Here is a 21,177-nt window from a genome sequence, read left to right on the forward strand (position 1 = left end):
CGAGCGCGCGCCGAACGGCAGCGTGATCAGGTAGCCAAGCGCCGTCACCGCCATTGTCTCCCAGGTGTAGGTCATCAGCGTCGCGACATAAAAGACGACGACGAGAATGACCGGCAGGACGAGATCGCGGCGAACGCGGCTGTTTTCCGACTTGCCCGACCAGACCGGCAGACGGCTGACCAGCAGGAAGGCAATCAGCACGGTGTAGCCCGATGCGATCAGCGCGAAGGTGCGCTCAGGTGCCAAGCCCAGCAGGCCGAGATAGACCGGCAGCAGCACCAGCATGGCACCCGCCGGCGCAGGCACGCCGACGAAATACTCCGACTGCCACGCTGCCTTGGACTGGCGCTCGGCCATGACGTTGAAGCGGGCCAATCGCAGGCCGCAGGCGATCGCGTAGATCAACGCCGCAATCCAGCCGATCGAGCGGGCCTGATCCAGGATGAAGACGTAGAGAACGAGCGCCGGCGCCACGCCGAAGTTGATGATATCGGCGAGGGAGTCCATCTGGCCGCCGAAGTTCGACGTCGCCTTCAGCAGGCGCGCGACGCGACCGTCGATACCGTCGAGAAAGGCCGCAAGCAACACCATGGCAACGGCGAGCTCGATGCGGTTTTCGAAGGCGAGCCGAATGCCGGAGAGACCTGCGCAGATCGCCAGCACGGTGATCATGTTCGGGATCATCAGGCGCAGCGGTATCTCGCGCAGTCGAGGGCCGCGACCGGTATCGCTTGAACCGTTCGCCTCGCCCGCGACTTTCGGCGGTTCGGCTGGGTTTTCCTGTTGAGGACCTTCCATAGGGGCTCCTTATGCGCGACGGCTGATGACCGGGCCCTTGGCCGAGCCGAATTCGGCAAGCACGGTTTCACCGGCAATCGCGGTCTGGCCGAGGCTGACGCGGGGCTCGACACCATCAGGCAGGAAAACGTCGAGGCGCGAGCCGAACCGGATGAGGCCGAAACGCTCACCGGCGTCGAGCGAGCCGTTTTCATACTTCCAGCAGATGATGCGGCGGGCAACCAGACCGGCGATCTGTACGACGCCGATTTCACCATGCTTCGTCTGGATGACGAGGCCGTTGCGTTCGTTCTCGTGGCTGGCCTTGTCGAGTTCGGCGTTGACGAACTTGCCGGCGCGGTAGGCGATGCGGCTGATGGTGCCGGTCATCGGCGCACGGTTCACGTGGCAGTTGAAGACGTTCATGAAGACCGAGATGCGCAGCATCGGTTCGGAACCAAGACCCAGCTCTTCCGGCGGCGTCACCATGGCAATCGACGAAACGCGGCCATCGGCCGGGCTGATCACCAGATCGTCGTCGATCGGCGTCATGCGCTCGGGGTCACGGAAGAAATAGGCGCACCAGGCGGTGAGCAGGAAGCCGATCCACATCAGCGGCTCCCACAGCAAGCCCAGCACCAGCGACGCGACGAAGAAGATCGCGATGAAGCGATAGCCTTCCTTGTGCACCGGGACCAGCGTGTTGCGCACCGTATTGACCAAGCTCATGAACTCTACTCCAAATTTGCTGTGGAACGTGACCTAGCGCGAAATGCCGCCCGCGGCAACGCTGCCCGCCCGACAGCGACAAAACGCGTCGCGATCAGCGACAAGACATGGCCGTCATAGGGCCGGCTCGCCACGCGTGACGATACCGAGGTCGTCGCTCTCGCGCACACGCTTCAATTGTTCTTCCGCCTGGGTCGCCTCGCGCTGGCGGCTCCACATGGAAGCATAAAGTCCGTCGCGATCGATCAGTTCCCCGTGCGTGCCGCGCTCGGCGATGACGCCATCCTTGAGCACGATGATCTCATCGGCATTGATGACCGTCGAAAGCCGGTGGGCGATAACCAGTGTCGTGCGGTTGCGGGAAACCACGTCGAGCGCCGACTGGATTTCCTGTTCCGTGCGCGTGTCGAGCGCGGAAGTTGCCTCATCGAGGATGAGGATCGGCGGTGCCTTCAGGATCGTACGGGCGATGGCGACACGCTGCTTCTCGCCGCCCGAAAGCTTGAGGCCGCGCTCGCCGACCATTGCCTGAAACCCTTCGGGAAGCGACTGGATGAAGGTCGCGATCTGTGCCGCCTCAGCCGCAGCGACAACCTCCTCCTCGGTTGCCGAAACGCGTCCGTAGCGGATGTTGTAGGCGATGGTATCGTTGAACAGCACGGTGTCCTGCGGCACCATGCCGATCACGGCGCGCAGGCTCTTCTGTGTCACACCGCGCACGTCCTGCCCGTCGATAGTGATCGTGCCCTGTTGCACGTCGTAGAAGCGATAAAGAAGCCGCGACAGCGTCGACTTGCCGGCCCCCGACGGGCCGACGACGGCAACGGTCTTGCCGGCAGGCACCTCGAAGCTGATGCCTTTCAGGATCGGTCGCGCTGCATCATAGGCAAAGTGCACGTCCTTGAAGGCGATGGCGCCGTTTGCAATGGCGAGCTGCCGCGCATCCGGGCGGTCGACCACTTCGGCTTCGACGTCGAGCAGATCGAACATGTGTTCGATGTCGGTCAGCCCCTGGCGGATTTCGCGATAGACGAAGCCGATGAAATTGAGCGGAATGGCCAGCTGGATCAGCATGGCGTTGATGAAGACGAAGTCCCCGAGCGTCTGCTCGCCGCGCTGCACCGCGAGCGCGGACATGACCATCATGACTGCCGTGCCAGCGCCAAAGATCATCGCCTGGCCGAAGTTGAGCCAGCCGAGCGAGGTCCAGACCTGGGTCGCCGCCTTCTCATAGCGCTCCATGGATCTGTCGAAGCGCTTGGCTTCCATTTCTTCGTTGCCGAAATACTTGACGGTCTCGAAGTTCAAGAGCGAGTCGATCGCCTTGGTGTTGGCGTCGGTGTCGCTGTCGTTCATGGAGCGGCGGATGGCGATGCGCCAGTCGCTCGCCTTGACCGTAAACCAGATATAGAGCCAGACGGTGATGGCCGTGACCAGCAGGTAGCTGAAACCGTAGCCCCACCAGAAGATCACGGCGGTCAGCAAAAATTCGATCAGCGTCGGTACACTGTTCAGAATGGTGAAGCGAACGATGGTCTCGATGCCCTTGGTGCCGCGCTCGATCACGCGCGACAGGCCGCCGGTGCGTCGCTCGAGATGAAAGCGCAGCGACAACTGGTGCATATGCACGAAGGTCTTGTAGGCGAGTTGCCGGACCGCATGCTGCCCGACGCTGGCAAACAGCGCGTCGCGCAACTGGTTGAGCCCCGCCTGCAGCAAACGCGCGAGGTTATAGGCAAGCACCAGCATGACTGCGCCGCCCAGGAACTGCGGCAGGAAGCCCAGTGCATCCGGCTTGTTGTTCAGCGCATCCGTCGCCCACTTGAAGAAATAAGGAACGAGGATGAGGACGACCTTGGCAATCACCAGGATGATCGTCGCCCAGACGACTCGAAGCTTCAGATCAGCCCGATCTGAAGGCCACATGTAGGGCCACAGGTTGACGATGGTTCGAAACGGGTTGCTCGTATCGGCGGAAATCGTCTTCGTCTGGTTCTGAGGTGCCACGTCTTGATCCGCCTTCACTCTTTCGCACGCCCGGGCGGACGGTCATGCCAATCCACCGGCGTCGCGCAGTTGCGGCTCCGCGCCTCGAACCTTTGGGCAAGGACATCGGGGCACATCATCGCCATCCAATGAAAAGCGGCGTCTCGTTGAAGACGCCGCCTTCTTTGACAAATAGGTCTCCGTCGACACTGCCGCAATGCGATGATGTCGATGAACAGCCTATTGCTCGTGTTTCATGTGCTTCTTGTGAATTTCGCGCGATTCTTCATCGGAAAGTGCCTGATCGGGAACGCCGAAGACCTGGCCAGGGCGGATGCGATCGGGGTTTTCGATCTGTGCCTGGTTGGCGAGGTAGATCGTGGTGTAGCGAACACCCGCGCCATAGACACGCCGTGAGATCTGCCAGAGCGTATCACCGCGACGGATGATCACGGAACTCTTGCTTTCCTTCAGCGGCGCCTGCTCCACCGTTGCCGGCTGAGCCTGGGTTTCAGTCGAGGCCATGGAAGGCTGCGCAGCGGCGACGTCATTGGTGATCGAGCTGCCGGCACCCTTGACCTTCGACGCGCCGGAAGCCTCGGCGATCTCGCCCGATGCGATGGTGTTGGCAACCGCCGGCGTGACACTGCCGCGTTCAGCAAGGATTGCACCGACCGAGGCTTCGACCTTGGTTAGGGCCGCAGCGACACTTGAGGCATCCTGCGGGGCCTCCTTCAGCACGGCCAGCGCATCGGCAGCAGCCTTTGCTGTCCGGGCGACCTCGCCTGCGAGCGCCTGATCGGAATTGTCGGCGAGCCTGAAATCGGCCAGCGACTTCAGTGCGAATTCGCTTGCTGAGCGTGCTGCCGCGAGTTGCTCGCCCGTCGGCACCTTGCCATTGGAGAAAAGCCCCTTCAGCAGCGCGAGCGCCTTGCCGGCTTCGGCACGCAGCCCGTCGAGGCCGGCTGTCGCGGCGGCCGAAACCGGGCCGGCAACAGCTGCGACCTGGCTACCGGCCGGGCGGTCGAACGGCACCGATGCGCGCATGACGACCTTGCTTGCGTCCTCGCTCAACATGTCTGCACGGATGATGTGGCTGCCGACCGCAAGGTCGATCTGACCGTCTACGACAAAGTGGCCCTTGTCATCCGCCTTCATTTCGCCGAGCAGCTTGTCGTCCGCGTAGATGCGAACGACGGCACCGGGCTTTGCGCTACCGGCGACGAACATCTTGGCGCCCTCGATCTCGACGGCGGTGACCTGCAGCCCTGCAGCGCCGTTTGGCTTTGCCGCCGTTGCGTCGCTCGTCGTCTGCGGCGTTGCAGACGCCACATCGGCGGATGTCGCCGCGGCCGGCTGCGAAGCAGGCGCGTCAGCCGTCTGCGCAACGCCCGCCAGCGCGTCAGGCGTGGTGAGCAGCCGGCTGGCAGTGCCGGGCTTAGAGACCATGGCAAGCAATTGGCCGGTCGGGTCCTTTGGAACGGAAACCGTTGCGACTTCTTGCGAATTCTTGGCAACGCCGTCTTCGCCGACCGCGCGCAGGGTCAGCTGGTAGTCCCCGGCCGGAAGCGGCTTGTCGAAGACGGCGGCGAAATCGCCGGTCACGCCGACATCAGCCGTTCCGACGATCGTCGCGCCGTTGAGGATTTCCAGCTTGGAACCGGGTGCGGCGTGGCCGGCAACAACGGTCGAACCATCGGGCTCGACGCGCAGCACGTCAAAACCGGGAATAGATGCATCCTCGACCGGTGATTTCGCGTCAGCGGCGCTTGCCGCCTGTTGCGGCTCCGCCATTTTGCTGGCGTCATCGGACTTCGCCGAGTCCGAAGTGGGCTGAGGCCCGCCGGTCGACGATGCCGCGTCACCGGTTTGGGCCGGAGCGTTTGCCGTGCCATCGGCCGAGGCTTCCTTGCCGTCACGCAAATTCGGTTGAACTACAAAAACCATCAACGCTGTTGCTGCCGCAAGGACAGTAAGGGCCACCCAGCCGGCCTTGTTCTTGATCATGCCACTCTCCACAGGAGCGGAGCGACGCTCCGCGCATGCCCTCTCATCGGCCTAAGGCGCGGGGCTTGCGCGGTCATTATAGCGCAACTGCGAGCTACCCGCCCAATTTCTTCAATCGATCCCTGAAATTGCTAGCGTTTCCTAGTGTAGCAGACAAGCAGCCGCCCCTGCTGCAGGCGCCGCGAACCAAGCTTTCCCCTCATTTTTCTTGACCCTTGCTGCGCTGCAATGCTTTTTGACCGGATGAGCACTGAAACCAGCACGATTCGATCCATCTGCGTCTACTGTGGTTCGCAGCCCGGGCGCGACCCGATTTACATGGAAGCCGGCCGCGCGCTCGGCCGCTCGATCGCCGACCATGGCCTGCGTCTGGTCTATGGCGGCGGCACGCGCGGCATCATGGGAGCGGTCGCCAGCGGCGTGCTTTCCAATGGCGGCGAGGTCACCGGCATCATCCCGGAATTCCTGATGGACAAGGAAGCGACGCGCCATTCGCTCGGCCAGCTCAACGAGCTGATCGTCACCGCCGACATGCATGAGCGCAAGCACACCATGTTCGAGCGGGCGGACGCCTTTGTCGCCCTGCCGGGCGGCATCGGCACGCTGGAAGAGATCGTCGAGATCATGACCTGGGCGCAGCTCGGTCGTCACCGCAAGCCGATGGTCTTCGGCAACATGAACGATTTCTGGAAGCCGATGCTGGACCTGCTGCAGCACATGCGCGCTGAAGGCTTCGTTCACACGGCCCACCTCGTCCAGCCGCTTGTCGTCGACAAGGCCGAGGACATCGTGCCGGCGATCCTTGCGGCCGCTAGCGGCGCAAACGGCCGCGAAGGCGAAGCCGAGATCATCTCCCGCCTTTAGGCCTGTGTTACACCCCCAAAATCAGAAAAGGCGCGCCTGACGGACGCGCCTTTTTCCATTCTTGCCTACTGCATGTTTTCTTAAATCACATTCGATTTAAGGATAAAAACATGCAGCAATTCAAAGTGCTACAGCGGCCTTTGCGCGTCTAACACGACGCGCGGCGCTGTAGTGTCTTATTCGGCCGGGCTGACCTGTTCGGCGCGACGGGCGCGGCTCTGTGCCAGCATGGCGCCGGAATAAATAACCAATGCGGCCCAGATCAGTGCGAAGGCGATCAGCTTTGCGGTGCCGAAAGGCTCGTGGAAGACGAAGACGGCAATCAGGAAGATCATCGTCGGCGCGATATACTGCATGATGCCGATGGTCGACAGCCGCAGCAGCTTGGCGCCATTGGCATAGATCATCAGCGGGATCGCGGTGACAATGCCGCAGGACATCAGCCACAGCACGTCAGTCATGCCCGTGTCGCCGAAGTGCCCTTGGCCGGTCGCCTCGAGCCAGATGATGTAGCCGATCGCTGGAACGCTGAGCAGCAGCACTTCGAGGAAGAAGCCCTGGTTCGGCCCGATCGGCAGCGTCTTGCGGAAAAAGGCGTAGAAGCCCCAGGAGAGGCAGAGCCCGATCGACACCCAGGGCAGACCGCCGGCATCGAAGGCGAGTACGCCAACGGCGGCAGCGGCCAGCGCGATCGCCACCATCTGCGCCGGGCTTGGCTTTTCCTTCAGCAACAGAGCGCCGAGGAAAATCGAGAAAAGCGGATTGATGTAATAGCCGAGCGCCGTCTCGATCGCGCGACCAGCACCGATCGCCCAGACATAGATACCCCAGTTGATGGTGATGAGCACGGCAGTGAGAGCCGCCATGCGCAACATGCGCGGTGAACGAAGGGCGACCTTGACGTCTTCCGTGCGCCCAAGCCACACCAGCACGAGGCCCGCGAGCGGAACCGACCAGACGATGCGGTGCGCAACCACTTCCGGCGCCGGGATATGGGCGATCGCCTTCATGAAGAAAGGCAGGAATCCCCAGAGCAGATAGGCCGTGAGCGCAAAGGCGAAGCCCTTGGCGGAATCGGTGTTTTCTGCGGGTACTTTCGCGTTCGGCTCGGCCATGACATTTTTCCTGATGTAGTCGCCGGAGGCTGTCTTGGCGATGACGCCCGCTCCGGTCGCAATCGAAGGTGCAGCCTTACCGGCCGACGAACCCTTCCATGGGGCGTCGTACTCCAATGACCATCAATGCACCAATTCATTTCCGTGAACGGATGGTGAATTTTGCTCATACTTTAGGCAAGAGCAACGACGCCCAGCGGGGTGCCTATGCTCTCCCTCACCTGAAGCAGGCGCTTACTCGGCGGCGATCAGTCCGACATGGTCGCGATTCTTCAACAGCTTGAAAATGATACTGTCCATCAACGCCTGGAACGAGGCATCTATGATGTTGTCGGAGACGCCGACCGTCCACCAGCGCGCGCCCGTGCCATCGGTCGATTCGATCAGAACGCGCGTGATCGCCTCGGTCCCGCCGTTGAGGATACGGACCTTGTAGTCCGCAAGCTCCAGGTCTTCGATCTCCGACTGGTATTTGCCGAGGTCCTTGCGCAGGGCCAGATCGAGCGCATTGACCGGCCCGTGGCCTTCGGCCACCGACATCATGGTTTCGCCATCGACGACGACCCTGACGACCGCTTCCGACACGGTTTTCAGATGACCGTTGGCGTCGAACCGACGTTCGACCATCACCCGGAAGCTTTCGACGTGGAAGAAATCCGGCACCGTCCCGAGGATGCGGCTGGCCAGCAGCGCGAAACTCGCATCGGCGCCCTCATAGGCATAACCGGTCGCCTCGCGCTCCTTGACGATCGCGATCAGCTTGTCGAGCTTGGGATCGTCTTTGCCAACCACGATCCCCCGCCGCTTCAGCGCGTTGATGAAGTTCGCCTTGCCGCCCTGGTCGGACACCATGACCTTGCGCAGATTGCCGACACTTTCAGGGGCGATGTGCTCGTAGGTGCGTGGATCCTTCAGAAGCGCCGAGGCGTGAATGCCGGCCTTGGTGGCAAAGGCCGAGGCACCGACATAGGGCGCCTGCATGTCCGGCGAGCGGTTCAATAGTTCGTCGAAAGCATGCGAGAGCTTCGTCAGTTCCTGCAGGCGGTCGGAATCGATCGCCGTTTCGAACCTGCTGGAATAGATCTCTTTCAGCGCGAGGGTGGGGATAAGCGTCACCAGATTGGCGTTGCCGCACCGCTCGCCGATGCCGTTCAGCGTTCCCTGTATCTGGCGGACGCCGGCCTCGACGGCTGCAAGCGAATTGGCTATCGCCTGCCCCGTGTCGTTATGGGCGTGGATGCCGAGACTGGCGCCGGGCACACCGGCGGCGATAACAGCCGAAACGATCTCGCGCACCTCGTGCGGCTGGGTGCCGCCATTGGTATCACAAAGCACGATCCAGCGTGCGCCCGCTTCGAAGGCAGTCTGCGCACAGGCAAGCGCATAGGCGCGGTTCGCCTTGTAGCCGTCGAAGAAATGCTCGCAGTCGACCATGGCCTCGCGGCCGGCGCCGACAACGGCTGCGACGGAAGCCCGGATGTTGTCGAGGTTTTCCTCGTTGGAACAGCCGAGCGCCACCGCCACGTGGTAATCCCAGCTCTTGGCCACGAGACAGATCGCGTCGGTGTTTGCTTCGAGCAGGGCGGCAAGGCCCGGGTCGTTCGAGGCGGAAACGCCAGCGCGCTTGGTCATGCCGAAGGCGACGAAGGAGGCCTTCTTCGTGCGCTTGCGCTTGAAGAACTCCGTATCGGTCGGGTTTGCCCCGGGATAGCCGCCTTCGACATAGTCCATGCCGAAATCGTCGAGCAGGGTGGTAATCGCGATCTTGTCCTCGACGGAAAAGTCGATGCCGGGCGTCTGCTGCCCGTCCCGTAGCGTCGTGTCGAAGAGGTAGATGCGTTCCCTGGTCATGGCTCGTTTCCAATAATGCTCAGTCGTTATTCGGTCTTGCCGGCGAATTTGTCAGTGGCGCGGATCAACCGGTCGAGGATACCGGGTTCGGAATAGGCGTGCCCTGCCCCCTCGATCAGGTGGAACTCAGCCTCGGGCCAGGCCTTGTGCAACTGCCAGGCATATTTTGCCGGGCATGGCATGTCGTAGCGGCCCTGGACGATCACGCCGGGGATGCCATGCAGACGATGGGCATCCCGCAGCAATTGGCCGTCGTCCATCCAGCCGGCATTGACGAAGAAGTGGTTCTCGATGCGCGCGAAGGCATCGGCAAACTCGTCCTCCTCAAAACGGCCGCTGGTCGACAGTTCCGGAAGCAGCGTGATCGTCTCACCTTCCCATATGCTCCAGCTCCGGGCAGCTGCCAAACGCGTCGCCCTGTCGTCGCTGGTCAGGCGCCGGTGATAGGCACGCATCATCTCGTGCCGCTCATTCTCCGGGATCGGCGCGATGAACCGCTCCCATTTGTCCGGAAACATCTCCGAGACGCCGAACTGATAGTACCAGTCGAGCTCGGCCTTGGTCAGGGTATAGATGCCGCGCAGCACCAGTTCCGTCACCCGACCCGGGTGCTTTTCCGCATAGGCGAGTGCCAGGGTCGATCCCCAGGAGCCGCCGAACACCAGCCATTTCTCGACCCCTGCCATCTCGCGCAGACGTTCGATATCGGCGACGAGGTGCCAGGTGGTGTTGGCTTCGATCTCCGCATGCGGCTTCGACATGCCGCAACCGCGCTGGTCGAACAGCGTCACGTCGTAAAGCTTGGGATCGAACAGCCGGCGATGGTTGGGCGAGATCGTGCCGCCCGGCCCGCCATGCAGGAACACCGCCGGTTTTGCGCCTGGCGTTCCTACCCGTTCCCAATAGACCGAATGACCGTCGCCGACGTCGACGTGACCCGACGCATGGGGTTCGATTTCCGGGTAGAGCGTACGCAATTGAGCAGTCATCTTCAGTCTCTCATCGGTGGCCAGTGCACCGTATCGTAATCGGGATGCTGGCGGTTCGTTTCGAGCACGAGCAGGTGCCGGGTGGCGGAAAGCTCGGTGCCGTCGTCGGTCTGCCTTTCGGGAAGCTTCGCAAGCCGCGAGAACCAAACCATGCGCGATTCTACCCCAGACTGATAAACCGGTGGCAGATCGTCTGGATCATCGAGCGAGCCGAGCACGATGTTGAGGAAATCCTCGTCCGGCATGTCATAGAAGAGCGGCGTTCCGCAATCGTGGCAGAAGGCGCGGCGCACCAGATGCGAGGAGCGAAACCATGAGGGTTGCCCGCGGGTGATGTCGAAATTGTCGCGCGCGATGTTGGCGAGCGGCATGAAATAATTGCCGGCGGCCTTCTGGCACATGCGACAGTGACAGATATGCGCATCCGCCAGCACGCCTTCGGCGCGGTAGCGGATCGCTCCGCACTGGCAGCCGCCGGTAAAGATGCGCGAAATCGTCATCGGAACACTCCCGGTTGGTGCCACTGCTCGGTGTCGTGATCGGGATGCTGGAAGGAAATGACACTCTCCTGCCTGCTATAGAAATCCGGATCCGTCAGCACCGGCTGGTCGAAGATGGTCTCGACCCAGGGGAGCCGCGAGGCATAATTAACCTGTATCTGCGGGGCCAGATCGCTGCGATCATCGAACGTGCCGATGGCGATTTCCATGCCGCCGGGATGGCGGTAGATCATCGGCGTGCCGCATTTCGGGCAGAAACCACGATCGATATTGACCGAGGATTGGAAGTAGCTCGGCTCGTCGCGCGTCCACTCGACGCCATCCTTCGGCGCTGTCACCAGCGCCGAGAAGAAGGCGCCGAACTGCTTCTGGCACATGCGGCAATGGCAGATCGACGGACGGCCGAGTTGTCCCCGAATGCGGAAACGGACCGCGCCGCACTGGCATCCGCCTGTTCGCACTGTATCGGTCATTTCTCGTCCTCCGGGGGCCAGGTTTCGGTGTCATGATCAGGATGCTGGTAGGAAACGAGATCGGCAAGGAATGCCACGGCGTCGGCATCGGCCAACGTCTCCTCCCCCGGCAATTCAGGCACTTGATCGACATAGGGCAGCTTAGCCTCGATGCCCCACTGGATTGTCGGCACGATCCCCTGAGGTTCGTCGAAGGCAGCAATCGCCAGCGCCATGCCATCGGGCGCCTCATAGGTTAGAGGCGTGCCGCAATCACCGCAAAATCCACGCCAGCCAAAATTGGACGACTGGAAGCGTTTGCGCTCGCCACGCGTCCAGTTGACGGTAGCGCCACGCACCGACACCAACGGCAGATAGAAGTTTCCGCTCGCCTTCTGGCACATGCGGCAATGGCAGACGGAAGCGTCGCCGAGAACGCCCTCGACGCGGAAACGCACGGCACCACATTGGCAGCCGCCGGTATGATACGGCCTGTTGTCGAGACTCATCGCAACGTCTCCTCAAGTCGACACATGACAGACCGCCTCGATGTTGTTGCCGTCGGGATCGAAGACGAAGGCGGCATAATAATCCGGGTGGTAGTGCGGGCGCAGTCCCGGCTTGCCATTGTCGCGGCCGCCGGCAGAAAGAGCTGCGTCGTAGAAGGCATCGACTTCGCTGCGGCTGCGTGCGGTAAAAGCATAGTGCCTGCCCGGACCTGCGGCCGCCTCATGCAACCAAAAGACCGGACGTTCGCGACCGTAACCGCCGACCTTGACGCCGCCGGTGTGCTCGGCCGGCACCATCATCAGGAGGGAGGCGCCAAGCGGCGCAAACGCCCCGTCGTAGAACGACTTCGCCTTGTCGAAATCCGCAACCGAGATACCAGTATGATCGATCATTGCACGAACTCCTCCTTCATGCGCCTCTCCTCATGCCGTCAAGCTGCGACCGCCGTCCCCTGCCCGGACACCGTCGGCATCCAAGGGCAATAGGGGATGGCAGGCCGTCTTCATCGCTTCACTTCCCAGGTCGTCAGGCGCTCGCCAGTCGCCGGGTCCTTGCCGTCTTTCAACTGGATGCCCTGGGCGAGCAGATCGTCACGGATTCTGTCGGCCGCAGCGAAATCCTTGGCCTTCAGCAATTCGAGACGTGCCCTGACGCGGCCATCGACTTCGTGCACGACGGCCTCGTCGAGTTCGACCGCCTGCGGCACGATGCCGAGCAGCGACGCGCTGGCGGCAAAGCTGCCCCTCAGGCTTGGATCGCTGGCGGTCTTCTGCGCCAGCGCATGCAGCGCCTGAACCGCCGCCACCGTGTTCAGGTCGTCGGACAGCGCCGTAACGATGGCCGGATCGACCTCGCCCTTGGCGTCGCCCGGCACCGGCCATTTCGACAGCAGATGCTCGGCCTCCTCCAGGCGCTTGATCGAGAAATCGATCGGCTCGCGGTAGTGGGTCATCAGCATGGCAAGGCGCAGCACGTCGCCCGGCCACTTCCGGCCGCCGAATTTTTCGGTGTGCAGCAATTCGTAGATGGTGACGAAGTTGCCTTCGGACTTCGACATCTTGCGGCCTTCGACCTGCAGGAAGCCGTTGTGCATCCAGACATTCGCCATCACATCCGTGCCGTGAGCGCAACGCGACTGGGCAATCTCGTTCTCGTGGTGCGGGAAGATGAGATCGAGCCCGCCGCCGTGGATATCGAAGACCTCGCCCAGATAACGCCCGCTCATGGCCGAGCACTCGATGTGCCAGCCCGGACGCCCCCTGCCCCATGGGCTTTCCCAGCCCGGTTCGTTGTCGGCCGAGAGTTTCCAGAGCACGAAATCGCCCGGGTGTTTCTTGTGCACCTCGACGGCGACGCGGGCACCGGCCTGCTGCTCGTCGAGATTGCGCTTGGAAAGCTGCCCGTAATCCGGCATCGATCTGGTATCGAACAGCACCTCGCCACCGGCCTTGTAGGCATGGCCCTTGGCAATCAGCTTGTCGATGATGTCGATCATCTGCGGAATATTGTCGGTGGCGCGCGGCTCGACATCAGGATCAAGGCAGCCGAGCGACTTGGCGTCTTCGAGGAACTGCGTCTCGGTCTTCTCGGTCACATGCCGGATCGCCTCGTTCAGCGGCAGGCCGGGATAGTCGCGCAGGGCCCGCGCGTTGATCTTGTCGTCGACGTCGGTGATGTTGCGAACATAGGTCACCCTCTGCGGCCCATAGACATGGCGCAGCAGCCGGAACAGGATATCGAAAACGATGACCGGACGCGCATTGCCGATATGGGCATAGTCGTAGACGGTCGGGCCGCAGACATACATGCGGACATTGTCAGGATCGATCGGCCGGAAATCGACCTTCTCCCGCGTCAGCGTGTTGTACAGCTTAAGTGTCGGCACTCCGCCCATTCCAAATCTCCAATACGCATGCGACCGTCAGAAATACGGCGCCCGGGAGGCCCGCACGTTTGTCATCTTGGATTTCGGGAGACGAAAACGGCCAGGCCAGCGAAGCGCTAGCGAATAATCTTCCGGCAGATAATGCAGGTAACCGTTTTCATGGCCACACTTATCGCGCGTCGCATGGCGCCGGTCAAGTGGTGAGCCGCATGCGAAGCACAGCCAACTATCCAAGCTGAGGCATGGTCATGGATTTGTCACGATTTGGCTTATCTGGGATCGCCACGCGGGAAAGAGATTCGCGGTGCAGCTTGGCCCTGCGCCACGGTTCCTGTCTCCGGAGAAAATGAGGAGGAGCGTCGTTGTCGCCTACAGCGCCGCGCGTCTTATCGGACGCGCCAAGGTCGCTGTAGCCCTTTGAATTGCTGCATGTTCTTATCCTTGAATCGGATACGATTTAAGGAAACATGCAGTAGGCAAGCGAGAACGAGGCGTTTCCGGTCCAGGAAAAGCATCAAGGAGTGCATGCACGTGAAGACCGCCAAGACCACCGACATCGCCAAGACACCCGCCGATCTGGTTCAACAGTACCGTCCGCTTGGTCTCAAGGCCGTGCTGGCCGCTGCCCTGCAGGTGAAGGCAAAGCCCACCGCCAAGCTGAAGAAGCAGACGGCCTAAGTACCCATGAGATTCAGAATAGGGACATCTGCCCGTCGTCGGGCTTGTCCCCGTTCTTGTCGTCCTTCACGGGCGCTTTCGGCACCAGTTGCGGGATGACCGCCTCCTGGATATCGGCCCCCGCATTCGCCACCTTGTTGACCTTGTCGGATACAGGGATCGCTTCGAAATAATCCTCCGACGCCGGCACCATCAGATCGAGGACGTCGCGCGGCTCCTGCGTCTTGCAATCCAGCCAGCGGGCGAAATCTTCCGGCTGGATCACCACCGGCATGCGGTCATGTATGGGGGCAATCGCGGGATTGGCGCTGGTGGTGAGCACTGCAGCAGTGTCGACTTCGGAGCCATCGGCGGAAGACCAGGTCTCCATCAGGCCGGCAAAGGCGACGATGCCCCCTTTTCGAGGACGGATCCAATAGGCCTGCGACGCCTCGCCGCTGCCCTTTGCGGGGCGATGCCATTCATAGAAGCCGGATGCCGGGACGAGAACGCGCCGATGGCGCATCGCGGCGCGAAACGATGCCTTTTCGATCGCCGTCTCGGCACGGGCATTGATCAGCAGCGGAAAGTCCCTGGGGTCCTTGACCCAGCCGGGCGTGAAGCCCCAGCGAACGAGAAGGGCCTTGCGCTCCGGCAGATTGCTGCCCGGCCCGGCGCGATCCGCGGCGACCACGACGATGATCGGCTGCGTCGGCGCAATATTGAAGCGCACCGGAAAGTCGTCGCTTTCCAGCAGGCCGAACAGCTCCATCAATTCTTCCGGGGTCGCCGTCAGCGCAAAACGTCCGCACATGACATGGATGTGGCACTTCACGTAGGATGGGTCAACGATACCGATCGAAATTGATTCCATCATGCCGAAACAGCCCGAACTCGCCTCCTCCGTCATTCTCGAACGCGATGGCCGCTACTTGCTTGTGCGGCGCGCCAATCCGCCGTCGGCCGACATGTACGCTTTTCCCGGCGGCCGGGCCGAGCCGGGAGAGACGCCGGAGCAGACGGCCCTGCGCGAATTGCAGGAAGAGACCGGCATTTGTGCCGACAACCCCGTGCTGTTTGAAACCTACGATCTGCCGGGCAAAGAATCCGAGGGTCGGCATTTCTTCCTCTCCGTCTTCAAGGCGCAGGCGGACGCGAAGGCTGTCGCTGTTGCCAGCGACGACGCAGCCGGCCTCGGATGGTTCACGCCGGACAAGATCTTTGCGCTTCCCATTCCCGACAGTGTTCGCGAATGCGTGGAAAAACTGGCCGCCCAGGCTGCAGCCAACGCAAAGACGGGCGGATGCCTTGAAACAGCCGTCGATTCGGACTTGAAGGGATGATGACATTCGGCCCGACCATCATCCGCCTGACTGTGACAACACTGCTGCTTGCCACGGCGACGGCCGCTGCGTCGCAGAAGACGGCTGCACCTCCGCAGGACAAGACGCAGACGCAAGCGCCCGCACCTGCTGTCGTCGAGGAGAAGCCGACACCCTATGACCAACGGCTGATTCGCCTCGCCGAGGTGCTTGGATCGGTCCATTATCTGCGCAATCTCTGCGTAAAAGAGCCCGAGGATGTCTGGCGGCGCTCGATGCAGCAGCTGATCGACAAGGAAACGGCCAACGAGGAAAAAAGGCGCGAGCGGATGACCGCCGCCTTCAACCGGGGGTATCGCACCTTTGCCTCTGTCTACACGACCTGCACGCAGCCGGCGATCGTCGCGGAACAGCGATATCGTGCCGAAGGAGCAACACTTGCGTCAGAAATCGTCGCTCGCTTTGGAAATTAGCAATAAATTAACCTCTTTTCTCACGACCCCGTGTCGTTTCGGGAAAAGGCTGCTAAGTTCGTTAAGAGAGTGGTAAGAAGTGACAACCGGGTCACAGTCGTTCAGTTGGGGTTCAGCCGGACGACGTTAAAGTGAGCCACTTGCAGCAATGGAAGTCGCATGGAACGAATGATGGAACCAAGCCTGACCGACATCGATGACATGATCGTCCACGAGAAAATGCAGGCAGCGCTGGAACACCAGAACGAGGCCTGGGCGGACGGCATGGCTGATGGCATCGAGCCAGAAATCATCGCCGATGCGGCCATCGCTCTAGCCATGCGGGAAACCGTTCGGCTTCATGGTGAAGAAGGTGCGGAAGCGATGCTCAATTCGCTTCGCGAGCGCATGCTCGCCGGTGAATTTTCGCCCCAACGCTCGCTTCAGTAATATCAGGACTGCCCTTATGAGCCGGAACCATGCCAACCGGACCTCTCCGGTTCGCCTTGTTACGCTGCTTCTGGCCGGTGTCGCTCTCTGCGTTCCGGTTATGATGTCGCCCGCATTCGCGCTCAGCGAATTGCAGGAAGCGCCCAACGCAGTCGCAAGCGACCAGAATACTCCTCCTCCGCCAGCCGAACCTGTGGACGACGAACCGGATCAGGAAGAAAAGCTCCCGCTCGAAATCCCGATGCCGGACCCGCTGATCAAAAAGACGGTTACCATAACGAAGGAAGATCAGGCCGCCGAAGAGCCGAAGACGGTCGAACCCGTAGAAGTGCTCAGCGACGTCTCCAAGATACCGGCGCCTGTGGCGCGCATGCGCGAGTTGATCGTCGAGGCGGCTGCCTCCGGCGATATCGAGCGGCTGCGGCCCCTGCTCGGCAAAGGCCCGACCCAGACCCAGGTCACTGGCGTCAGCGCCGATGAAGATCCGATCGCGATCCTGAAAAGCCTGTCGGGCGACCAGGATGGCGTCGAGATCCTGGCAATCCTGCTCGACGTTCTTTCGACCAGCTTCGTCCAGGTCGACAAAGGTACGCCACAGGAAGCCTATGTCTGGCCCTATTTCGCCGAAAAGCCGCTGGCCTCGCTGACCGCCCCTGAGAAAGTCGACCTCTTCCGGCTGGTGACGGCAGGCGATTTCGCGGACATGGAAGAATTCGGCAGTTACAACTTCTATCGTGTCGGCATCATGCCCGACGGGAAGTGGAAATTTTTCATCGCCGGCGACTAGAGCACTTCATCTTTAAACAGAAGCATTCTGCCGGAAGGAATTTCGGCCAGGACCAAGGCGGCTGGCAAAGAGCGCAGCAGAAGCTGCGGTCGAGACGGCCGCCGCCGGTAATGGCCGAAATTCATCCGGCCCTTAGGGTTGGCTGAAAACGGCCGCCCACTGTGTCGGATGGCTTGCCCGATGGATCCGCATCGCTCAGCGCCATCCTTCGTGTGGAACGGCCGTTTTGAGCCAACAGAATTGCTTCCGTTTAAAGATGAAGTGCTCTAAGCGCCGGCGATACGCTTGCCGTTCATCCCTGAACATCCTACCTGTTCGGCAATGTGAACAGGAATCGAGCCATGCCCAGAGTTCGCCTCGACGACCGCGCGATCGTCTCCGTTTCCGGCAAGGATGCGGAAGATCTTCTCCAGGGGTTGATCACCACCGATCTCGATGCCCTCGCCCCTGACGAGGCGAGGCCAGGCGCGCTGCTGACGCCGCAGGGCAAGATCCTGTTCGATTTCATGATTTCCCGCGACGGCGACGGCTTCAGGCTGGAAACGACTGCGGATCAGGCCGAAGCGCTTCTGAAGCGGCTGACCATGTACAAGCTGCGCTCGGCGGTGACCCTGTCGCTCGACACCTCCACACCCACTGTCATTGCCTTCGACGAGCCGCTGGCCGAGGGATTTCGCGACCACCGCTTCGAGAAGGCCGGCGCCACCGTTTTCCGCTTCTATGGTGAGAGCGAAGCGGACTCAGCCTCTAATGCCGACCTCGACCAACTCCGGATCGTCTCCGGCATTGCCGTTTCCGGCCCCGATTATGCGCTGCAGGACGCCTTCCCGCATGATGTGCTAATGGACAAGAATGGTGCGCTCTCCTTCCGCAAGGGCTGCTATGTCGGTCAGGAAGTGGTTTCGCGCATGCAGCACCGCGGCACGCAGCGCCGTCGCGTCGTAATCGTCGCCGGTGCATCGGCGCTCCCGCCGACCGGCACAGCGATAACGGCAGACGGCAAGTCGATCGGCACGCTCGGCACAGTGCGTGGCACTTCGGCCCTCGCGATCGTGCGCATCGATAAGGCCGGCGAAGCGATGGCCAACGGCGTCGACCTGCTCGCGGGCGACGTGACTGTGACGTTGACCCTGCCGGAATGGACCGGGCTTGCCTTCCCAACCACCGCCGACGAGGCAAGCGCGTGACCTCGGCACGCGCCTGGCAGCGCATGCTCTCCGGCCGGCGGCTCGACCTGCTCGACCCGTCACCGCTCGATGTCGAGATCACCGACATCGCCCACGGTCTTGCCCGCGTTGCCCGGTGGAACGGCCAGACGGCCGGGGACCACGCCTTCTCCGTCGCCCAGCACAGCCTCATCGTCGAGGACATCTTTCGCCGGAGCTACAAGTGCAACGCCGACGACTGCCTGATGGCGCTGCTGCATGACGCCCCGGAGTATGTGATCGGCGATATGATCTCCCCCTTCAAGGCCGTGGTCGGCGGCGGCTACAAGCTGGTCGAAAAGAGGCTGGAAAGCGCCATTCACCTGCGCTTCGGTCTGCCTGCCCATTGCGCCAAGGATCTGAAGGACCGGATCAAGAAGGCAGATCATATTGCCGCCTATTTCGAGGCGACTGCGCTTGCCGGCTTTTCGACCGAGGAGGCGCGAAAGTTCTTCGGGCAGCCGCGCGGCATCACCCGCGACAGCCTGCTGATCGCCCCCCTGCCGGCCATAGAGGCCCAGCGTCTGTTTACCGAGCGTTTTGCCACGCTCGAGGCGGAACGCGCCGCTGCGAAGGTGGATGCCTGAGATGCCCCAGATCGTCGTATCGCCGCTTGCCCGCATCGCCGAGATGGCTGTGCGCCACGGCTGCACCGAGATGCTGAGCCTGGTCGCCAAGGGCCAGGACTTCCACCGTCCGGCCGTCATTGCCAAGGCGCGGCACCTGACGCTGGGAATGAACGATATCAGCTTCGCCGGTACCGGTGGGCTCATCGCTCCGCAGGAAGAGCACGTCCAGCAGATCGTCGCCTTCGCCAAGGGCTGGGACCGTTCGCGGCCGATGCTCGTTCATTGCTGGATGGGCGTTTCGAGGTCGCCGGCCGCTGCCCTTATCGCCGCCCTTGCGGTGGAGCCTGAGCAGGACGACCGAGAACTGGTCGAGCGGCTGCGGTTCGCCTCTCCCTATGCGACGCCGAATACGCGGCTTGTCGAAATCGGCGACACTGTCTTGTCGCGCGGCGGGCGGCTGGTCGCTGCCGTACGCTCGATCGGCCGCGGTGCGGACACGGACGGCAATGTTCCCTTCGTGCTGCCGCTTGTAGCCGAGGGAGCCAATGTTGGCGACTGAGATGCGGGCCGTCACCGTCGAAATCGGTCTCAACGCGGCCATCGTTGCCGTCGTCAGCCGCAGCCCGCGCATCCTGGCCGTCAACGAGGCGGATGGCGACGCGAGGGACAGCCTGCCCTTCGGCCCCTTCGACCCTGCTCTTCACCGCACCTTCGAGACCAGTCTGCGCGACCGCGTGGAAAAACGCACGGCGCTCAAGCTCGGCTATATCGAGCAGCTCTACACCTTCGGCGACCGCGGACGGCAGCGCCTGCCGGGCGAAGAAGGCAAGCACATGGTCTCGGTCGGCTATCTCGCCCTGACGCGAACCGATACCGAGAACACCGAGCGGTTGGCCGAGGCCGGCGCGCACTGGCGCGACTGGTACGGCTACCTGCCGTGGGAGGATTGGCGGCAGGGCCGCCCTGCCATCCTCGACCAGCTGATTTTGCCCGCGCTCTCGCGGTGGGAGCTTGCCACATCAGACGACGAGCGCATGGCGCCAAGCGCGCAGCGGCGCGCACGCATCCGGCTTGCCTTCGGCCTCGACGATTTCCCCTGGGACGAGGAACGGGTGCTGGAGCGTTACGAGTTGCTCTACGAGGCCGGTCTCGTGCGCGAAGCGGTGATTGACGGCCGCAGCCGGGAGCAGGACAACGCTGCCGCCGGGCAGGCCATGCGCCACGACCACCGCCGCATCGTCGCAACGGCGATCGCCCGCCTGCGCGGCAAGATCAAATATCGGCCGGTCATTTTCGAACTGATGCCGCCCGAATTCACCCTCACCGATCTGCAGGCAACGGTAGAGGCCATTTCCGGCCGCCACCTGCACAAGCAGAATTTTCGGCGTCTGGTCGAAGGTGCGGAGCTGGTCGAGCCGACCGGCATGACGCTGGCGTCGACCGGCGGCAGGCCTGCGGCGCTGTTCCGCTTCCGCCGGCAAATCCTCGACGAACGGCCCGCACCCGGCCTCAAGGTGGGCGGCCGCTCATCCTCCGCATGAAACGCGCAGGCAGAAACGACTGGGGATTTATGCTGGCGATGACATCGTTGCGGCGGGTTTAATGTGCGGACTGCATCTAACACTTCGGCCAATGCGCGCTACATTCGTTCAATTGGATATGGTGCCGGCTCTGTGGCCGGCTAGAGCGCTTCCGGTTGAAACGGAGTCAAAGAAGCACTCTACCTCTTTGTTTTAACGCATTTCCGAACGGAAAATCGCTCCGCACTTTTTCTGGAAATGCTTTAGGGAAGAACACATGCTGCTTGCGCTTGCGCTGCTCACCAGCCTCCTGACGGACCAGCCTCTCCTGCCGAACCCGCAGGGGAACAAGGCGATCCCCGACTATTTCAAGAACAACCAGATGGGCCGCGGCCAGGTGACGATCTGCAACCTCAACGGCCAGGACATGCGAGGGCAGTTCAAGATCTGTCGCTATGACTGCGGCACGGAGATCACCATCGACAAACGCGTCGTCTGCCCCTTCATCATGCAGCGCTAGCGTCGGCCTCAACTGCGCCGACGGCCACTA

The 21,177-nt window shown here is 62.1% G+C and carries 24 protein-coding genes; 11 read left to right on the top strand and 13 right to left on the bottom strand.

Going from position 1 to position 21,177, the window contains the following annotated elements:
• The 4 genes from pssA to C6558_RS34845 form a co-directional block, all read right to left on the bottom strand.
• A partial coding sequence (gene pssA / locus C6558_RS34830) for a CDP-diacylglycerol--serine O-phosphatidyltransferase (RefSeq protein ID WP_107028446.1) occupies positions 1 to 798 on the bottom strand: 798 nt, incomplete at its 3' end.
• Between the two features lie 9 nt (positions 799 to 807).
• Positions 808 to 1,506, bottom strand: a complete 699-nt coding sequence (locus tag C6558_RS34835) for a phosphatidylserine decarboxylase (protein WP_025426432.1) — start codon at positions 1,504 to 1,506, stop codon at positions 808 to 810.
• 114 nt (positions 1,507 to 1,620) lie between these two features.
• A complete protein-coding gene (locus tag C6558_RS34840; protein WP_025426431.1) occupies positions 1,621 to 3,513 on the bottom strand; it encodes an ABC transporter ATP-binding protein/permease in 1,893 nt (630 codons plus the stop codon).
• A 219-nt stretch (positions 3,514 to 3,732) separates the two neighbouring features.
• Positions 3,733 to 5,499, bottom strand: coding sequence for a LysM peptidoglycan-binding domain-containing protein (locus C6558_RS34845; RefSeq protein WP_025426430.1), 1,767 nt, complete (start codon positions 5,497 to 5,499; stop codon positions 3,733 to 3,735).
• Positions 5,500 to 5,742: 243 nt separating this feature from the next.
• On the opposite strand from C6558_RS34845, the gene C6558_RS34850 reads away from it, so the two are divergent.
• Positions 5,743 to 6,363 (top strand): TIGR00730 family Rossman fold protein, encoded by a 621-nt coding sequence (locus tag C6558_RS34850; RefSeq protein WP_025426429.1) that lies wholly within the window; start codon positions 5,743 to 5,745, stop codon positions 6,361 to 6,363.
• Positions 6,364 to 6,539: 176 nt separating this feature from the next.
• Here C6558_RS34850 and rarD read toward each other — a convergent pair whose 3' ends face one another.
• The 8 genes from rarD to cysS all read right to left on the bottom strand — a co-directional run bounded on the left by rarD (position 6,540) and on the right by cysS (position 13,674).
• Entirely contained in the window at positions 6,540 to 7,478 is a 939-nt protein-coding gene (rarD, locus tag C6558_RS34855) for an EamA family transporter RarD (RefSeq protein ID WP_025426428.1), read from the bottom strand.
• Between the two features lie 234 nt (positions 7,479 to 7,712).
• Entirely contained in the window at positions 7,713 to 9,329 is a 1,617-nt protein-coding gene (gene cimA, locus C6558_RS34860) for a citramalate synthase (RefSeq protein WP_025426427.1), read from the bottom strand.
• Positions 9,330 to 9,355: 26 nt separating this feature from the next.
• A complete protein-coding gene (pip, locus tag C6558_RS34865; protein ID WP_025426426.1) occupies positions 9,356 to 10,318 on the bottom strand; it encodes a prolyl aminopeptidase in 963 nt (320 codons plus the stop codon).
• A gap of 2 nt (positions 10,319 to 10,320) precedes the next feature.
• Positions 10,321 to 10,818, bottom strand: a complete 498-nt coding sequence (locus tag C6558_RS34870; RefSeq protein WP_025426425.1) for a GFA family protein — start codon at positions 10,816 to 10,818, stop codon at positions 10,321 to 10,323.
• Entirely contained in the window at positions 10,815 to 11,291 is a 477-nt protein-coding gene (locus C6558_RS34875; RefSeq protein WP_025426424.1) for a GFA family protein, read from the bottom strand. Before C6558_RS34875 ends, C6558_RS34870 begins: the two co-directional genes overlap by 4 nt.
• Positions 11,288 to 11,779: a GFA family protein gene (locus tag C6558_RS34880; RefSeq protein ID WP_025426423.1), complete on the bottom strand. Its 492-nt coding sequence runs from the start codon at positions 11,777 to 11,779 to the stop codon at positions 11,288 to 11,290. The genes C6558_RS34875 and C6558_RS34880 overlap by 4 nt, the downstream gene beginning before the upstream one ends.
• A gap of 12 nt (positions 11,780 to 11,791) precedes the next feature.
• Complete coding sequence (locus tag C6558_RS34885) at positions 11,792 to 12,172, bottom strand: VOC family protein (RefSeq protein ID WP_025426422.1); 381 nt, start codon at positions 12,170 to 12,172, stop codon at positions 11,792 to 11,794.
• 110 nt (positions 12,173 to 12,282) lie between these two features.
• Positions 12,283 to 13,674 (bottom strand): cysteine--tRNA ligase, encoded by a 1,392-nt coding sequence (cysS, locus tag C6558_RS34890; RefSeq protein ID WP_025426421.1) that lies wholly within the window; start codon positions 13,672 to 13,674, stop codon positions 12,283 to 12,285.
• A gap of 522 nt (positions 13,675 to 14,196) precedes the next feature.
• On the opposite strand from cysS, the gene C6558_RS40450 reads away from it, so the two are divergent.
• Positions 14,197 to 14,343 carry a hypothetical protein gene (locus C6558_RS40450; protein ID WP_162174732.1) on the top strand — a complete coding sequence of 49 codons (147 nt, stop codon included), beginning with the start codon at positions 14,197 to 14,199 and terminating at the stop codon, positions 14,341 to 14,343.
• A gap of 13 nt (positions 14,344 to 14,356) precedes the next feature.
• On the opposite strand, the gene C6558_RS34895 is transcribed toward C6558_RS40450, so the two are convergent.
• Positions 14,357 to 15,196 (bottom strand): SOS response-associated peptidase family protein, encoded by an 840-nt coding sequence (locus C6558_RS34895; RefSeq protein ID WP_025426420.1) that lies wholly within the window; start codon positions 15,194 to 15,196, stop codon positions 14,357 to 14,359.
• On the opposite strand from C6558_RS34895, the gene C6558_RS34900 reads away from it, so the two are divergent.
• The 9 genes from C6558_RS34900 (at position 15,195) to C6558_RS34940 (ending at position 21,147) form a co-directional block, all read left to right on the top strand.
• Positions 15,195 to 15,665, top strand: a complete 471-nt coding sequence (locus tag C6558_RS34900; protein ID WP_025426419.1) for an NUDIX hydrolase — start codon at positions 15,195 to 15,197, stop codon at positions 15,663 to 15,665. The genes C6558_RS34895 and C6558_RS34900 overlap by 2 nt on opposite strands.
• On the top strand, positions 15,665 to 16,117 hold the full coding sequence (locus C6558_RS34905; protein ID WP_025426418.1) for a TIGR02301 family protein: 453 nt from the start codon (positions 15,665 to 15,667) through the stop codon (positions 16,115 to 16,117). The genes C6558_RS34900 and C6558_RS34905 overlap by 1 nt, the downstream gene beginning before the upstream one ends.
• A 159-nt stretch (positions 16,118 to 16,276) precedes the next feature.
• Positions 16,277 to 16,546, top strand: coding sequence for a hypothetical protein (locus C6558_RS34910; RefSeq protein ID WP_025426417.1), 270 nt, complete (start codon positions 16,277 to 16,279; stop codon positions 16,544 to 16,546).
• A gap of 16 nt (positions 16,547 to 16,562) precedes the next feature.
• Complete coding sequence (locus tag C6558_RS34915; protein WP_025426416.1) at positions 16,563 to 17,333, top strand: hypothetical protein; 771 nt, start codon at positions 16,563 to 16,565, stop codon at positions 17,331 to 17,333.
• A 341-nt stretch (positions 17,334 to 17,674) separates the two neighbouring features.
• Positions 17,675 to 18,520: a folate-binding protein YgfZ gene (locus C6558_RS34920; protein WP_025426415.1), complete on the top strand. Its 846-nt coding sequence runs from the start codon at positions 17,675 to 17,677 to the stop codon at positions 18,518 to 18,520.
• The gene (locus C6558_RS34925; protein WP_025426414.1) at positions 18,517 to 19,125 is read left to right on the top strand and encodes a YfbR-like 5'-deoxynucleotidase; all 609 of its coding nucleotides are present in this window, start codon (positions 18,517 to 18,519) and stop codon (positions 19,123 to 19,125) included. Before C6558_RS34920 ends, C6558_RS34925 begins: the two co-directional genes overlap by 4 nt.
• A 1-nt stretch (position 19,126) precedes the next feature.
• Positions 19,127 to 19,666 carry a tyrosine phosphatase family protein gene (locus tag C6558_RS34930; RefSeq protein ID WP_025426413.1) on the top strand — a complete coding sequence of 180 codons (540 nt, stop codon included), beginning with the start codon at positions 19,127 to 19,129 and terminating at the stop codon, positions 19,664 to 19,666.
• A gap of 1 nt (position 19,667) precedes the next feature.
• On the top strand, positions 19,668 to 20,648 hold the full coding sequence (locus tag C6558_RS34935; protein ID WP_107028447.1) for an NAD regulator: 981 nt from the start codon (positions 19,668 to 19,670) through the stop codon (positions 20,646 to 20,648).
• A 256-nt stretch (positions 20,649 to 20,904) separates the two neighbouring features.
• Positions 20,905 to 21,147 (top strand): hypothetical protein, encoded by a 243-nt coding sequence (locus tag C6558_RS34940; RefSeq protein WP_025426411.1) that lies wholly within the window; start codon positions 20,905 to 20,907, stop codon positions 21,145 to 21,147.
• Positions 21,148 to 21,177: the final 30 nt, after the last annotated feature.

It is taken from the genome of Ensifer sp. NM-2 (assembly GCF_003024455.1).
GTDB lineage: Bacteria > Pseudomonadota > Alphaproteobacteria > Rhizobiales > Rhizobiaceae > Ensifer > Ensifer canadensis.

Bases quoted from the DNA above. Each gene is read 5' to 3' on its own strand.
- pip (WP_025426426.1), bottom strand. From the start codon at position 10,318: ATGACTGCTCAATTGCGTACGCTCTACCCGGAAATCGAACCCCATGCG.
- C6558_RS34885 (WP_025426422.1), bottom strand. From the start codon at position 12,172: ATGATCGATCATACTGGTATCTCGGTTGCGGATTTCGACAAGGCGAAG.
- C6558_RS34850 (WP_025426429.1), top strand. From the start codon at position 5,743: ATGAGCACTGAAACCAGCACGATTCGATCCATCTGCGTCTACTGTGGT.
- rarD (WP_025426428.1), bottom strand. From the start codon at position 7,478: ATGGCCGAGCCGAACGCGAAAGTACCCGCAGAAAACACCGATTCCGCC.
- C6558_RS34845 (WP_025426430.1), bottom strand. From the start codon at position 5,499: ATGATCAAGAACAAGGCCGGCTGGGTGGCCCTTACTGTCCTTGCGGCA.
- C6558_RS34880 (WP_025426423.1), bottom strand. From the start codon at position 11,779: ATGAGTCTCGACAACAGGCCGTATCATACCGGCGGCTGCCAATGTGGT.
- cysS (WP_025426421.1), bottom strand. From the start codon at position 13,674: ATGGGCGGAGTGCCGACACTTAAGCTGTACAACACGCTGACGCGGGAG.
- C6558_RS34870 (WP_025426425.1), bottom strand. From the start codon at position 10,818: ATGACGATTTCGCGCATCTTTACCGGCGGCTGCCAGTGCGGAGCGATC.
- C6558_RS34935 (WP_107028447.1), top strand. From the start codon at position 19,668: ATGCGGGCCGTCACCGTCGAAATCGGTCTCAACGCGGCCATCGTTGCC.
- C6558_RS34875 (WP_025426424.1), bottom strand. From the start codon at position 11,291: ATGACCGATACAGTGCGAACAGGCGGATGCCAGTGCGGCGCGGTCCGT.
- C6558_RS34930 (WP_025426413.1), top strand. From the start codon at position 19,127: ATGCCCCAGATCGTCGTATCGCCGCTTGCCCGCATCGCCGAGATGGCT.
- C6558_RS34910 (WP_025426417.1), top strand. From the start codon at position 16,277: ATGGAACGAATGATGGAACCAAGCCTGACCGACATCGATGACATGATC.
- C6558_RS34940 (WP_025426411.1), top strand. From the start codon at position 20,905: ATGCTGCTTGCGCTTGCGCTGCTCACCAGCCTCCTGACGGACCAGCCT.
- C6558_RS34905 (WP_025426418.1), top strand. From the start codon at position 15,665: ATGACATTCGGCCCGACCATCATCCGCCTGACTGTGACAACACTGCTG.
- cimA (WP_025426427.1), bottom strand. From the start codon at position 9,329: ATGACCAGGGAACGCATCTACCTCTTCGACACGACGCTACGGGACGGG.
- C6558_RS34895 (WP_025426420.1), bottom strand. From the start codon at position 15,196: ATGGAATCAATTTCGATCGGTATCGTTGACCCATCCTACGTGAAGTGC.
- C6558_RS34920 (WP_025426415.1), top strand. From the start codon at position 17,675: ATGCCCAGAGTTCGCCTCGACGACCGCGCGATCGTCTCCGTTTCCGGC.
- C6558_RS34835 (WP_025426432.1), bottom strand. From the start codon at position 1,506: ATGAGCTTGGTCAATACGGTGCGCAACACGCTGGTCCCGGTGCACAAG.
- C6558_RS34915 (WP_025426416.1), top strand. From the start codon at position 16,563: ATGAGCCGGAACCATGCCAACCGGACCTCTCCGGTTCGCCTTGTTACG.